This window comes from Pseudomonas sp. LFS044 (assembly GCF_047978245.1).
Classification (GTDB): domain Bacteria; phylum Pseudomonadota; class Gammaproteobacteria; order Pseudomonadales; family Pseudomonadaceae; genus Aquipseudomonas.
The window spans coordinates 80,211-94,074 of sequence record NZ_JBFPFX010000024.1; the positions used below are offsets into that span (position 1 = coordinate 80,211).

A 13,864-nucleotide genomic window follows, 5' to 3' on the forward strand; every position below is an offset into this window, starting at 1 on the left:
GCCGACGGATGGCACCGCGAGCACTCAGAGCGACATGATCATTTCATGCCAGGCCATGCCGCCATGGTCCGATGGCGAGGGTTTCACATACTGGTAGCCCATCTTGCGATACAGCTCGACATGCTGCTCCTTGCACATCAGGTGGATGCTTTGCTTGCCGAGCGTTTTCATGTGCTGGATGAAGGCGTTCATCAGCACGGTCGCGTAGCCTTTGCCCTGGTAGGCCGGGTCCACCACCACCGACATGATCACTGCATTGGCGGCAGCCGGGTCATGCCCCACCAATTCCTTGAATGCTTCATCCGACATCACCACATCGTGGGCGCAACCGCTGTTGATGAAACCCACGACCTTGCCGTCGACCTCAAGGATGAGAAAGCCCTGCGGGTATTCGGTAATACGGGTCTGGATTTTTTCGAGGGTCGCGGCTTCATCGCCCTCGTAGGCCCCGATCTCGATCGCGTAACAGCGTTCGGCATCCTTTGGAACGGGGTGGCGCAAGTGCGGCTGGCTCATGGGCAGGCTCCTGAACAGGGGATAACGATGCCGCCATGATACGTGAGATGCCAGGCGGGGCGATCATGCTTCGCTTCCGACCTGCCGGCCGCAACGCAGCTCCAGCGCCTGGCTCAACCTGAAAATGGCTTCACGTAGCGCTTCTGGCGGGCCAGCCGTCCAGGCCAGGGCCAGGTAGTGTTGATAACGCCCCTGCACGCTGAACTGCGACCCCGCCAGTACGTGCAAGGCCGGGCCCGACAAACCGGCCACTACCCGATCCGACGGCATGGGCTGCAGCAGTTGCAGCCACAGGACGTGCCCGCCGTCTGGCATTTCATAGGCCACCTGCCCGCCCAGGCAAGCCTCCAGGTGTTGGCAGACCTGCTCCATGCGTAAACGCAGTTCCACGCGCCGCCGGCCCAATTGTTCGTCAACCTCGCCCTTGCCGAGCATCTGCGCCAACGCCTGCTGCCGCACCGGTGGGAGCTGGAAGGCACGCACGGCAAAGACCTCGGCCAGGGCGCAATGCCTGCTCAGCACATAAGCATAAGGCGCCTCGGCGCCGACCAGTGCTTCCAGCGAGCCCAGGACCAGCAAACACCGAGGGTCGACCCAGTCGCGCAAACGGCAGCCCGGGGGTGCGGCAAAACAGTGCTCGCTGTCCAGGTCATTCTCCAGCAGCCACACAGGGTGACGGGCCAGCAAATGGGCAATCTCCCGCTGATCCTGCGGGGACATCAGCCGCCCCATGGGCATGCTCAGGCAGGATGGCATGATCATCATGCGCACCGACTCACGCCCGAGCAGGCACGCCAGTCGGCGCAAATCAGGGCCGCCATGGTTGTCCAGAGGCACTTCCAGTACCTGCATGCCAACACGCTGCAAAACCCTCAACACGCGCCAGCAGCAAGGGGATGCGACCAGTACCGTGCTGCCCTGCAGCGCCAAACCTGCCAGCAGTGTTTCCAGCAACGCCTGCAGATCAGGGCCCAGGTGCACATCCTCGGCGTGCCACGATTGCCGGGATGATCGGGTGTAGCGTTCTGCCAACACATGGCGCAGGCGAATCTCACCCACGCCTTGCGCCACAGGCGACGCCCTGGCCCCGTGCCGCGCCAGCCTTCGCTCGTGCGCGAACAGCAGGCGCTCCATCGTGGGGTGCGCTGGCGCGGCGGCGTGCGATGGCGGCGTGAGGGCTGCGCCGGCCTTGCCGTCGGCCTGCACGAAGTAACCGGACTTGGGCACTGACAGCACACGCCCTTCATGCTCCAGCAAGCCATATGCAGCCTGCACGGTGGCCAATGAAACGCGCAAACGCCGTGACAAGGCGCGCAGCGAAGGCAAACGCCGCTGCCCTCCCCTTGCTGTTTCATCGATCAATGTTTCCAGGTAGCGATACACCGTCTGATAGGCGAACTCACGCCTCATCAGAATCACGCCCCGCCGCCGGTCGCGCCGCCCCCGGCGGGCGTCCCAGTAGCGCCAGGTGCACATCGCGCCGTGCCAGGCTGGCCAGCAAGCGCCGCGCGCTGCGGTGCAAGCGCCCGTCATAGACCGCCCGTAACTGGGCAAGCGACAAACCGCTGGTATTGACCAGCCAATCCTTGACCGCATCGGGGCAAGGTCTACCTTGCAAGGCGCGGTGCAGGTAGGGCAATGCCACCAGCATGTCGGCGTGGCGAGATTGCAGAAAGTGCTCAAGCCCGCGCCCGTGGTCTGCGATCGGGCTGTACAGCATGCACAGAAGTTGCGTTTGTTCGACACCGTAGCCCTTGCTCAAGCTGGCCTGCAGCATTGGCTGCGGGCCGACGAGGTGCAGTGCTTGCCTGCCGCTTGCAGGCACCCGGCAGCGCGAGCGCAGGTCATGCAGCTGCGCCAAGGCCAGCGGGTCGAGAAAGGCCGCCAGTGGCGTGGCCTCCTCCGCCGGTTCGTAGCGGCATTGCATCATCGCATCCAGTTCGCCTTCGCCCAGCAGCTGGGGCAGCAGATCGTCTATGGCAATCAACCGCGTGGGCAGCGCGGCCACCTGATCGCCCCCCAGCGTGCCGGGTTCCAGAAGCGGCATGCCGGCCGCATCATGCAACTGGCTCATGTGTGCAGCGAGGGTCGCCATGCACAGGTGCAGGCTTGCCGCCCCTCCACCCCCTGCCAGGCGCAGCGCCCTTCTGGCCCAGGCCAGGTAACGCCGCCGCTGGGGCAGAGGGATGGGGGTGACCCACGCATCAACAATCGGCTCCCCCTCGAGCACCTGGCGCAGGGTAGCGGCAAGCTCAAGGTGCATACGGCTACCCAGCAGCGCTTCCGGGCGCCCATCCACGAGATGACCGAAGAGCAGCAAGGCATCGCGGGCCAACATCCAGGGCCTGGCCACTGCCGACGGCCGACGGCTGAAAGCCACCACCTCCCCGGCGTCGACCATCTGCAACTGCACCCTCGGATCGTCATGCATGAACAAGGCATTGAAGCTGCGTTCGTGGTGTTCCAGCAGCGCGCCGCTGGCTGCAGGCAGGCACACCACCACCACCCGCAGCTGGAAGGTGACCGGCGCACGCAGGGCGATACTCAATTGTGCGGCGCGCAAGATTGCCAGCAGGTGGGCGCTGCGCCGATCGCTGCCCTGCAGCACCAGCAACCTGAAGGTACCGATGTATTCCGGCCCACCTGCAGCCACCAGTAACCGCTGAATCAGCAACTGCAGCGAGGCACGCTGGGCCTGGGACATATGGTTCAACAAGCGTTCCAGCACCTGTTGGTGGATATAGTGCATCGCCTGGTCGTGAATATTGCTCACGTATCACCTCACAACTTCATTCATCCGCCGCACTCCGTGCACACATGCATTAAAAGCGATAAGACGAAGCACGTTTGAAGAAATTTCCTACAAACATTTCGGAAACATTGAAGTGACAAACTACTGTCGCCAAGCCATTGAGCGCGAAGATCCCTGCCGCATGTTTGCTGCCGCACCAAACCGTCGCCCACCAGGGGGTTCCCACCTTCATTCCACGCTCCTTGCGCCAAGTATCATTGCGCCATTATCAAGCGTTGACAAACGATTAGAAGATACAGATACCGGTAAAAAAACCATTCAGCCAAAGTGAAAACTACTGTGCACTTAGCACCACTTCCATTCAAACAATAAGATTTTTCAAGGCATGTAAACGCACCTGCACGACTGGCATTAGTTAGGTAAGCTCATATGTAAATTCATGTAATACGCCCCTGATCAAAGCCATAAAAAAACCCGAGCCAGGCCCGGGTTCTTTTTGCTGCAAACGTGCTTCAGTTCGGCTGCATGTCCAGTACCACCCTGCCACCACAGGGGCACTCATCCATATACCGGTGGGCTGCTACCACCTGATCGAACGGGTACACCTTGATGATCTGCGGTGTCAGCAACTGATCGGCAGTGAACTGGTTGATATCGCGCAAGGCACGCTGCAAGGCCACCTGGTCCTGGCTGATGCCCAGCTCGGGCTTGCCGGTGAAGTTGCCGATGCAATGCACATAGAACTGGATGTTCTTCTGGAACGCCGCACAGGCCGGGAACGGCGTCTGGTTACCCCCTTGCAGGCCGTACAGCACCAAGCTGCCACGCGGCGCGAGCACGTCACCGAGCAGCGACATCTGCGGGCCGCCCATGCCGTCGAGGACCATGTCCACGCCGCGGCCGTCGGTGTATTTGCCAACCTGTAGGAGCAAGTCCTGCTCTTCGGTGACGATCACCTTGTCAGCGCCCAGGCCCAGCAGGTACTCGCGCTGCTCCGGCTCTTTGGTCGCGGCAAACACCTTGAGGCCAAGGGCCTTGCCCAACTGCACGAAAGCAGGCCCGGCACAATGGCTGGCATCGGTCACCAGCGCGGTCTGCCCGGCCTTGGCCCGAGCCAGGTCGACATAGGCAAAGTAGGCGATCAGCAGCGGCGTGTAATGCACACTGGCTTCGATCGGCGAAAGAATGTCCGGGTAACGGGTGATGGCCGTGCGCGGCAGAACGATCACATCGCCATAAACCGGATGCTCGTTGGCGCTGGTGGCCGGGAAACTGGCGACACGGTCACCCACTGCGATGTCATCGACGCCTTCGCCGACCGCCGTCACCACGCCAGCCATCTCGTGGCCGATGCCCGCCGGCAGGCGGGCCTGGGAAGGTGCCAGGTTCTGCCGCCAGAGCACGTCGTACCAACTCACGCCGATTGCCTCGACGCGAATCTGCACCTCGCCGACAGCCGGGGACGGTGCGGCCTGCTCCTCGCAGCGGAGCACATCGGCAGCGCCGAACTTATGGAACCGGATCATGCGGGACATCGCATACCTCGCCTTTGTGAATCTCGTATTACCACGGACTTTATCCGGGCTTTTGCCGTTAGACCATCAGTGGCTATTAATAGTCGACATGCCTGTCATCGATTGGGCACCTCACATTCCTGTGCATTGGCCCCCATAAATCGGTGCAGGGTAACAGCCTTTGGCCTTAAGATTCACCCCTGCCCCACTTTAGGCGAAGCGCACCGATGAATCGAAACGACCTGCGTCGTGTAGACCTCAACCTGCTGATCGTGTTCGAGACCCTCATGCATGAGCGTAGCGTGACCCGCGCCGCCGAGAAGCTGTTCCTCGGCCAGCCGGCCATCAGCGCGGCCCTGTCGCGCCTGCGCAACCTGTTCGATGACCCGCTGTTCGTGCGCACCGGCCGCAGCATGGAGCCGTCGGCCCGCGCGCATGAGATCTTCGCCCTGCTGTCGCCGGCGCTGGACTCGATCTCCACCGCCGTCAGCCGCGCCGCCGAGTTCGACCCGGCCACCAGCAACGCGGTGTTCCGCATCGGCCTGTCGGACGACGCCGAATTCGCCCTGCTGCCGCAATTGCTCAAGCGCATCCGCGCCGAAGCGCCCGGCATCGTGCTGGTGGTGCGCCGGGTCAATTACCTGCTGATGCCAACGCTGTTGGCTTCAGGCGAAATCTCGGTGGGCGTGAGCTACACCAGCGAGCTGCCTGCCAACGCCAAGCGCAAGGTGCTGCGCCGCAGCAAGCCAAAACTGCTGCGCGCCGACAGCGTGCCTGGCAGCATCACCCTCGACGACTTCTGTGCCCGCCCACACGCCCTGGTGTCGTTCGCCGGCGACCTGTCGGGTTTCATCGATGAAGCGCTGGAAGAAATCGGCCGCAAGCGCCATGTGGTGCTGGCAGTCCCGCAGTTCAACGGCCTGGGCAGCCTGCTCGGCGGCACCGACATCGTCGCCACCGTGCCGGACTACACCGCCGATGTGTTGACCGCTGCGGGCGGGCTCAGGGCTGAGGACCTGCCGATGGAGGTGCGTAGTTTCGAACTGCACATGGCCTGGCGCGGTGCGCAGGACAATGACCCGGCGGAGCGGTGGTTGCGGTCGCGGATTCAGATGTTCTTTGGGGATCCCGATAGCTTGTGACTAATCTCCATTGAGATCCATAAATACCATTAAAATCATTGTGTTAGTCTGATTTTACGTCCAAGCCCGTCCGTCGCATCCCTCTCACTTCCACCACGTTTGCGGGTACTTTTTCTGCTTCGAGAAAAAGTACCCGCACATGACGACTTCCCCTCCTACGCCTGCATTGCGGCGAAAACTCAGCGATGCCTTCTTGCGTGCCATTGCCGAGCCCGGTAAGTACGCCGACGGCGAAGTACCGGGTCTGTACCTTCATGTTCAGGCATCACAGAAGTCGAACAAGCCTGCCGTCAAGTACTGGCGAGTGAGGTATCGTTTGTATCCCCGTCAGCGAGATTAAGCTGGATCACATCATCGAGATAATCGCCACCTTGCGCCGCGCACGCACACTGGCCATGGCCAAACGCGTACGCACCATCATTCGTGCCGTGCTCGGTTTCGCCGAGGGGCGGGGCTGGGTGGAGCGCAACGTAGCCCTGCGCAACACCGAGGAACTCAAGGTTCGCCACGTGGTAACCAGTAATCCGGCGATCGAGCGACCGGCCGATTTGGGGGAGTTTTTGCTGCGTCTGGATGAACTTAGCCCGAGCAGCGTAAGCATCGCGATGCGCCTGCTGGTGATGCTGCCGGTTCGCCCTGGAGAGTTGGTGAAAATGCGCTGGGAAGATGTCAACCTCGTCAGTGCCGACTGGCGTCATGTCGTCGGAACAACCCGCCACCTAGACAAAAGCAAACACATCGTGCCACTGCCTGAGCAGGCCCTTTTGCTGTTGCGTGAGCTCCATGAACGGCGGGTGGTGGATGAGGCGGGCAATGGCTGGGTGTTTGTCTCACCGGTCTACCCGGGCTCCCCAATTGACGCCACTTCCCTGGCCAAGGCTTATCAGCGGATCTGGCCGGACTACCCGATTACTGCGCACCGATTCCGCGCGACCTACCGCACTATCGCCCACGAGCATTTGGGCGTCGATCCGATTGTATTGAAGTTGTCGTTGTCTCACCGCATGCCGGGCGCGCTGGGCGCGGTTTACGCGCGCGCCCAGCTGCTCCCACAGCGCCGAGAGGCGGCACAGCAATGGGCAAATTACTTGGATCAGTTGCGCAAAAATGCTGCGCTGCAGTGACCTGTTTGGCGCCTTCCGCAGTTTGAACAGACACATTGCGTATGGTCAAAATGTTCTGGTCTACGGCGCGCGCAACCCGAGCCTGCTCCTCGGTTGCAGTAGTGATTTGAAGGTTTTGACGACTGAAATCATTGCTATTTTCGACAATGTTTTCGAGGGTGGCGCTTGCCTGTTCTGCTTTGGCCAGCACCTCTTTGGAGCGGGAGTTGTTGAACTGCATGGATTTAACCGCCTTCTCCGTCCCCAGCTGAATGCTCCCGATAATTTCTTCGATCTCTCTGGTTGATTGTGACCAACGCTATCAGCCCTTCTGCTTGCGGCCGTTGGTCGTCCGCAGGCCTGGCATTGGCCTACAAAGGTATTGATCTGATTACTGCGGGCGGCTCGTACTACCACGTAGCCATGGGCGTGTCTTTGTTCGCTTCCAGCCTGTTGATCGGTTGCAAGCGTAAAAGCGGCGTGTACTTCTTCGCAGCAGCAGCAATTGCAACTTACGTCTGGGCAGTCTGCGAAGCCGGTTACAACGGCTGGGCCTATATCCCACGCCTAGCTTGGCTGGGTGTGGTCGGCGTGATCTTCCTCGCGTTCTGGCCGGTGGTTCGCCTGCAGATGGCGGGTATCACGCGTGCGCTCTACTTTGGCGTCATGGGTGTATTGCCTCTGTTGATGGGCCTGACCACCATCATTCCGATCCTGCTGCCCAATACAGCACACCTGGCAGATGCAGAAACCGTCAATGCTCGCCCGAAGGATGTATTCAGCCCTAACGACGTGGCTTCGGCCGATGGCAACGTGGCGGCTAATCACGACGAAACCAACTGGACTGCCTATGCCGGCTCCAACTTGGGTAACCACTATTCGCCGGCTGATCAAATCACACCGCAGAACGTCAAAGGTCTGGTGAAGGTCTGGGAGTACCATCATGGCGATGTGAAGCAACCGGGCGAAAAGACCAAGTACCTCAACGAAGCCACACCGATCAAGGTGGGCGAATCGTTGTACACCTGTACCCCTAAACAGATCATCATCTCGATCGATGCCAAGACGGGGAAGGAGAACTGGCGTTACGACTCCAAGGTAGATCCGGCTTATTTCGCCAACGGCGGGGCCTACTGCCGTGGCGTGAGCTACTTCAAGGTCCCCAATGCCACCGGCATGTGCGCCGAACGTATTCTATGGGGCACCAATGACATTCGCCTGGGCGCGGTCGATGCGCAGACCGGTCAAGCCTGCCCTGGCTTCGGTAACAATGGTTTCGCTGACCTGAAGAACGGGTTGGGTGATTTCCGCAAAGGCTCCACCGGCATCACCTCCGCGCCTATCGTTGTACGCGGTGTACTGGTCACCGGCGGGCGGGTGATCGACTCCGATGCACGTCCCGCGCCGTCAGGCGTAGTGCGGGCTTATGATGCGGTCACTGGCCAGCAGAAGTGGGCTTGGGATTTGGGTCGTCCAGACGACTCGACGCCCCTGGCCGAAGGCGAGAATTACACGCCAAGCACCCCCAACTCGTGGGCGCCGATGTCGGCAGATGACGAGCTGGGCCTGGTCTATGTCACCACCGGCAATGCCGCTGGCGATTTCTATGGTGGTACCCGCACCCCAGAAGAAGAGCAGTACAGCTCCTCCTTGGTTGCCATCGATGCAGCCAACGGCAAGGTTCGCTGGCACTTCCAGACGGTCCACCATGATCTGTGGGACTACGACCTGAGTCCGCAACCCAACTTGATCGACTTCCCGACCCCGGCGGGTCCGCGCCGCGCCGTGATTCAAGCGACAAAGTCGGGACAGATTTTCATCCTCGACCGCGCCACCGGCGAACCTCTTGTCGACGTCGTAGAACAGCGAGTGCCACAAGGTACCGCGCCGGGCGACCGCACCGCGCTCACCCAGCCGGTTTCGACAGGCCTGCCCATGACGATGGGCGCCCTTCACGCACCCCGGAAGTACTGAAGGAATCCGATGCTTGGGGTTTGACCCCATTTGACCAAATGCAGTGCCGTAAGGAATTTGTCCAGGCGCGCTACGAAGGGATCTTTACGCCGCCAGTAGTTGGTCAACGCAGCCTGATCTTCCCAGGCCACCACGGTGGTCTGAACTGGGGCGGCGTGATGCTCGACCTCAAGCGTGGCCTGATGATGATCAACACTCAGCGTTTGCCTTATATGCAGGAAGCCGTACCGCGTGACCACCTTGACTCGATGCAGGCCAAGTCGTTCCAAGAGGCGCCAGGTGAAGCCAAAGGGTTCCGAGTACAGGCCGGCCAACCGTACGGCGCGGTCAAGGACCCATGGATGTCTTCGCTGCAGCAGCCTTGCATCGCGCCACCATGGGGCTTCATTAGCGGTATCGATCTGCGCACTCAGGATGTAGCCTGGAGCCGCCCGCTAGGGACGGGTTATGACAGCGGCCCACTGGGCATTGCGTCTCATGTCAAGCTGGAGATCGGTACTCCAAGCGATGCAACCGGCGTAGCGACTGGCGGTGGCGTGACCTTCATTGGCGCTGCCCTGGACCGCTTCATGCGCGCTTACGATAGCGAAACTGGCGAACTGCTATGGGAGGACCGACTGCCTGCAGGTAACCAGGCATCTCCACTGTCGTACTCGATTAACGGGCGCCAGTTCATTGTGGCAGTCGTAGGCGGCCACGACCGCATTCCAACCAAACTGGGCGACAGCATTATCGCCTGGGCGCTCCCAGAGTAATCGGCGGAGTAAAGGATTGCCCCGACTCACATCGGGGCAATCGTCCTTTCGAAGGTGAGATCAGGGTCATGATTTCTACGTTTGTCGGCTCCCAAGTAAACGCTTCAGGACGCACATCGCTCGACAAGCAAGATGAAATGTTCACGCCGCGCCAACATGAAATTCACTTCGGCGACTTCTGCTTGAGGCTTGAGCACAGGGAGATTGTCTGTGCAGGCAGGCGGGTGAGGCTAAAATACGTTCCCTTTCAACTGCTGATGCTGCTGTCGCAGCGTGCACAGCAAATTATTTCTCGAAAAGAGATTTTCAAGGCTGTCTGGGGCATCGACTTCGATACAGGCACCAAACGGATCGAGGTGCAGCTCCACTACCTGCGCCGTATCCTTCATGACGTGAATAGCAAGGTTTCCATCCAGACCCACCGCGGTGTCGGTCTTCGCCTCCATCAAGACCTGTAGCAACGCAGGACACGTCAGGAACTGCGATTGGTTTTCGGCGTATGACCGCGCTCAGCAGCTACAAGCGTACACCGCTGCCAAAGAGGCCAGCGATCAATCGCAACCTCTCCGTGCAGACGGTGCGCACGCGGTTCACCGTAGTCATGCAACATCAACGGTTGCCGCCGATGCAGAGAAGTTCATTTCCTACCTGCGAGCGCTGTTATCATCTGCCCGATAGAGACCATTTAAAGTTAATTCACCCATGAAGAAGGATTTGACACTTCAGCTTGCACCTCAAGTCTTGGCTTTCGCCCAACACTGCTCAATGCGCGCTGGCGACGCACTGCGAGAAGTGGCCATGGCCGATGCCCTTGGCGTGTCCCGCTCACCGATCAGGAAAGTCTTTGGCCTGTTTGCGTCACTGGGGCTGGCTTATCATGCCCCCAATCGTGGCTACTTTTTACTGCAGCATGCCTCGGAAATAAACGCCAGCGTGCTGCCACAAGCCGCAGACCCGCTCGAAGATTTCTACCTCAAGGTGGTCGCAGACTTCATGAGCGGGCGCATTGCCACGGACTTTTTCGAGGCTGAGCTCCTGCGCCGCTACGAGGTGCCTCGTGGGCAACTGCTGAAAGTGCTCAACCGCCTCATGCATGAGGGAATGATCGAGCGCCGTCCGGGGCAAGGCTGGAGCCTGAATCGTTTCGTCGAGACAACCCAAGCGCACTTTCACAGCTACCGTTTCCGTATGGCCATCGAGCCCACTGCATTACTAGAGCCAGGCTACACGGTCGACAAGGTCGCCTTTGCAGAAGCCAAACGTCGCCAGCAGGCCCTGCTCGATGGCGAGATTTACATACGCTCTCCTGCAGAGTTGTTTGATATCGGTGCCCAACTGCATGAACTCATCGTCCAGTGCTCCGGCAACCCCTACTTTGTCGAGGCGATTCGCCAGCAAAATCAGTTGCGTCGTTTCTCCAGCTATCAACCCAATCTCAATCAAGAGCGTCTTCTCGCTCAGTGCCGGGAGCATATTCACTTGCTGGAGCTCATTGAAAACGGTGAACGAGAGCAGGCAGCAGCGTTTCTTCGCTCCCACTTAGAGGGCGCCTGCAAGGCTAAGCTACCGGCCTCCTGACGCGCCCCGGTTCCGCTCATTGATTATCAAGCGGCAGTGGCGTACCACGGGTACAAACCAAACGCCATCGACGCAGCCATGATCACCAGGCACAGTAAAAGTGACCATTTGAAGGTGTATTTCTGGTGGTCACTGAACTCTACGCCCGCCAACCCAGCCAACAGGTAAGTCGAGGCAACCAACGGGCTCAGCAAGTGCACAGGCTGGCCAACCATCGACGCTCGGCCGATTTCTGCGGCCGTGATGCCATACGCTTCGGCAGCGTGCGCCAGCACCGGCAAGACGCCGTAGTAGAAGGCATCGTTGGACATGAAGAATGTGCCGGGAATACTGATGATCGCGGTAATCGGCGCCAGGTAGGCACCCCAGCTTTCTGGAAGGGCCCAGAGCAGGGTTTCCGACATCGCCTTGACCATGCCAGTACCCGAGAGGATGCCAGCGAAAATACCTGCCGCGAGGAAGATCGCAATCTGATTGAGCGCGGTAGGGGCATGCGCAGCAATCCGTCGACGCTGGTCGTCGATACCTGGGTAGTTGATCACCAGCGCCACCGAGAATGCCAGCATGAACAAAATCGGCAACGGCAGCAGTTCAACTACCAAGCATCCCATAAGCACGATGGTCAGGGTGGCGTTGAGCCAGAACATCTTCGGGCGACGCAGTTCTGCGTTTTCATCGCTGAGGGTCAGCAGGTCGCTGATGTCTTCGTCAGACATGCTCGAATGGCGTCGCGGATCGCCCGGTAGGGTCAGGGTACCTAGGCGTTTACGCTCTTGCAGGCCCAGGTAAAAGGCCAGTGCAAGGACACTCGCAAAGCCGATGATCATGGCCGGGATCAGTGGCAGGAACAGATCGGTGGTTTCAACCTGCAACGATGCTGCGGCACGCGCCAGCGGGCCACCCCACGGCAGTAAGTTGGTCACACTCGCCGCCAGGATCACCACGCACGGCAGTATTAATGGATTAATCTTTAAACGTTTGAACAGCGGCAACATCGCCGTGAGGGTAATCATGTAAGTGGTCGAACCGTCACCGTCCAGCGACACCATGCCCGCAAGCAAGGTGGCAAACAGAACTGCTTTGGCGGGGTCACCCTTGATGATCTTGAGGAAGGTCTTGATCACCGGGTCAAACAGACCGGTATCGAACATCATGCCGAAGTACAGGATAGCGAACATGACCATAACTGCGGTAGGTGCAACTTTACGCAGCCCATCGATCATCATCAGGCCCATATCGCCGGTAAAACCGCCGAGCATGGCAAATAGAATAGGAATGGTGGTCATCGCCACCAGCGGCGCCAGCCGCTTCGTCATGATCAACGACATAAATGTGATGATCATGCCGTAACCGAGAATGGACAGCATTGTTAACTCCGGAACAGTGTTGTAATTGTTATAAACCGCTGATAAAGGCGCGGAACCCTCAACTCATGTGCAGGCCGCCGTTGATCGCGAAGTCGGCGCCTGTGGCAAAGGAAGACTCCTCCGACGCCAACCAGGCACACATCGAGGCAACTTCTTCAGGCGTACCCAGGCGTTTGACAGGGATCTCTTGGACGACCTTGTCCATTCGCTCGTTCTCAGTAATGGCCTTAAGCCGTGGGGTGGCAATATAGCCTGGCGATACTGTATTCACGGTCACACCACGAGCGGCGACTTCACGCGCCAGCGCACGGGTAAATCCGCGTATGGACGATTTAGCCGTGGCGTAGTTCACCTGCCCGACATGACCTAACTGAGCGTTTACCGAAGAGATATTAATGACACGCCCCCATCCACGGGCAGTCATATCATCGATAACTTGTTTGGTCACATTGAACAACGAGTTAAGGTTTGTATCGATCACGGTCTGCCAGTCACCGGGCACCATGTCGCGGAACACAACATTGCACGCGGTGCCCGCATTATTGATCAGCACATCGATTGGGCCGACGTCCCGCTTGACTTTATCGAAGGCTTTTACGGTGGAATCCCAATCCGCAACATTACCTTCGGACGCAATAAAGTTGAAACCAGCCTTCTTCTGGTTTTTCAGCCATTCGGCGCGGATAGGCGAGTCTGGGCCACAACCGGCAACCACGACAAACCCGTCCTTTGCCAGGCGCTGGCAGATAGCTGTACCGATACCGCCCATACCGCCGGTAACAAATGCGACTTTCTTGGACATGACGTACACCTTGTAATTTTTGTAGTGACGTTTGCATCTGATGGTTCAGGCAATTTCCTGCCTGGGACCATCGTAGAAAGAGCATAGGGAAATGAAAATTGGTGATTGGGCAAGTCAGCGTTCTCATACCGAGAACGCTGCACATCTTGAAAAAAAGTCGAGAGACAGTTTGTTACGGCATATATCTTTCTAGATTGCCAAACTGCGCTCACGCAGCTCGCTGTTGAGAATGCGATCGTTCTCACTGTAATCCACCGGGCAGTCGATCACGTGCACGCCCGGGGTCTTGATGCAGTGCTCGAGCAGCGGCAGCAAGCCTTCGGCGCTTTCCACACGGTGGCCATTGGCACCGTAGGCTTCG

At 59.3% G+C, this 13,864-nt stretch carries 13 protein-coding genes and 2 pseudogenes; 7 read left to right on the forward strand and 8 right to left on the reverse strand.

The annotated features are described in order from the left end of the window. Positions 1–24: 24 nt before the first annotated feature. The 5 genes from ACNQPL_RS19590 to ACNQPL_RS19610 all read right to left on the reverse strand — a co-directional run bounded on the left by ACNQPL_RS19590 (position 25) and on the right by ACNQPL_RS19610 (position 4,803). Complete coding sequence (locus ACNQPL_RS19590; RefSeq protein ID WP_416467630.1) at positions 25–516, reverse strand: GNAT family N-acetyltransferase; 492 nt, start codon at positions 514–516, stop codon at positions 25–27. Positions 517–579: 63 nt separating this feature from the next. Further along, positions 580–1,926 (reverse strand): aminotransferase class I/II-fold pyridoxal phosphate-dependent enzyme, encoded by a 1,347-nt coding sequence (locus ACNQPL_RS19595; RefSeq protein ID WP_416467632.1) that lies wholly within the window; start codon positions 1,924–1,926, stop codon positions 580–582. Then, positions 1,916–3,289 carry a hypothetical protein gene (locus tag ACNQPL_RS19600; protein ID WP_416467633.1) on the reverse strand — a complete coding sequence of 458 codons (1,374 nt, stop codon included), beginning with the start codon at positions 3,287–3,289 and terminating at the stop codon, positions 1,916–1,918. Before ACNQPL_RS19600 ends, ACNQPL_RS19595 begins: the two co-directional genes overlap by 11 nt. Positions 3,290–3,338: 49 nt before the next feature. Then, on the reverse strand, positions 3,339–3,500 hold the full coding sequence (locus tag ACNQPL_RS19605; RefSeq protein ID WP_416467634.1) for a hypothetical protein: 162 nt from the start codon (positions 3,498–3,500) through the stop codon (positions 3,339–3,341). A gap of 280 nt (positions 3,501–3,780) precedes the next feature. Further along, a complete protein-coding gene (locus tag ACNQPL_RS19610; protein WP_416467635.1) occupies positions 3,781–4,803 on the reverse strand; it encodes a zinc-dependent alcohol dehydrogenase family protein in 1,023 nt (340 codons plus the stop codon). A 206-nt stretch (positions 4,804–5,009) separates the two neighbouring features. Between ACNQPL_RS19610 and ACNQPL_RS19615 the strand changes: the two genes are divergently transcribed. From ACNQPL_RS19615 to ACNQPL_RS19645, 7 genes and pseudogenes are all read left to right on the forward strand, one after another. Further along, positions 5,010–5,924, forward strand: a complete 915-nt coding sequence (locus ACNQPL_RS19615; RefSeq protein WP_346616006.1) for a LysR family transcriptional regulator — start codon at positions 5,010–5,012, stop codon at positions 5,922–5,924. Between the two features lie 139 nt (positions 5,925–6,063). Continuing rightward, positions 6,064–7,048 (forward strand): annotated as a pseudogene (locus tag ACNQPL_RS19620) (tyrosine-type recombinase/integrase). Beyond that, positions 7,032–7,334, forward strand: a complete 303-nt coding sequence (locus tag ACNQPL_RS19625) for a hypothetical protein (protein ID WP_416467636.1) — start codon at positions 7,032–7,034, stop codon at positions 7,332–7,334. Before ACNQPL_RS19620 ends, ACNQPL_RS19625 begins: the two are co-directional and overlap by 17 nt. A 2-nt stretch (positions 7,335–7,336) precedes the next feature. Continuing rightward, complete coding sequence (locus ACNQPL_RS19630; protein WP_416467637.1) at positions 7,337–9,001, forward strand: PQQ-binding-like beta-propeller repeat protein; 1,665 nt, start codon at positions 7,337–7,339, stop codon at positions 8,999–9,001. Between the two features lie 38 nt (positions 9,002–9,039). Next, positions 9,040–9,756 carry a hypothetical protein gene (locus ACNQPL_RS19635; RefSeq protein WP_416467638.1) on the forward strand — a complete coding sequence of 239 codons (717 nt, stop codon included), beginning with the start codon at positions 9,040–9,042 and terminating at the stop codon, positions 9,754–9,756. Between the two features lie 68 nt (positions 9,757–9,824). Beyond that, positions 9,825–10,214: a winged helix-turn-helix domain-containing protein gene (locus ACNQPL_RS19640; protein ID WP_416467639.1), complete on the forward strand. Its 390-nt coding sequence runs from the start codon at positions 9,825–9,827 to the stop codon at positions 10,212–10,214. 244 nt (positions 10,215–10,458) lie between these two features. Beyond that, positions 10,459–11,334 (forward strand): FCD domain-containing protein, encoded by an 876-nt coding sequence (locus ACNQPL_RS19645; RefSeq protein ID WP_416467640.1) that lies wholly within the window; start codon positions 10,459–10,461, stop codon positions 11,332–11,334. Positions 11,335–11,360: 26 nt separating this feature from the next. Here the strand turns inward: ACNQPL_RS19645 and ACNQPL_RS19650 are convergent, their stop codons facing one another. The 3 genes and pseudogenes from ACNQPL_RS19650 to ACNQPL_RS19660 form a co-directional block, all read right to left on the reverse strand. Continuing rightward, a complete protein-coding gene (locus ACNQPL_RS19650; RefSeq protein WP_416467641.1) occupies positions 11,361–12,701 on the reverse strand; it encodes a CitMHS family transporter in 1,341 nt (446 codons plus the stop codon). Between the two features lie 58 nt (positions 12,702–12,759). After that, positions 12,760–13,503 carry an acetoacetyl-CoA reductase gene (gene phbB / locus ACNQPL_RS19655; RefSeq protein WP_416467643.1) on the reverse strand — a complete coding sequence of 248 codons (744 nt, stop codon included), beginning with the start codon at positions 13,501–13,503 and terminating at the stop codon, positions 12,760–12,762. Positions 13,504–13,692: 189 nt separating this feature from the next. Continuing rightward, positions 13,693–13,864: pseudogene (locus ACNQPL_RS19660) on the reverse strand (acetolactate synthase large subunit); the annotation flags it as partial.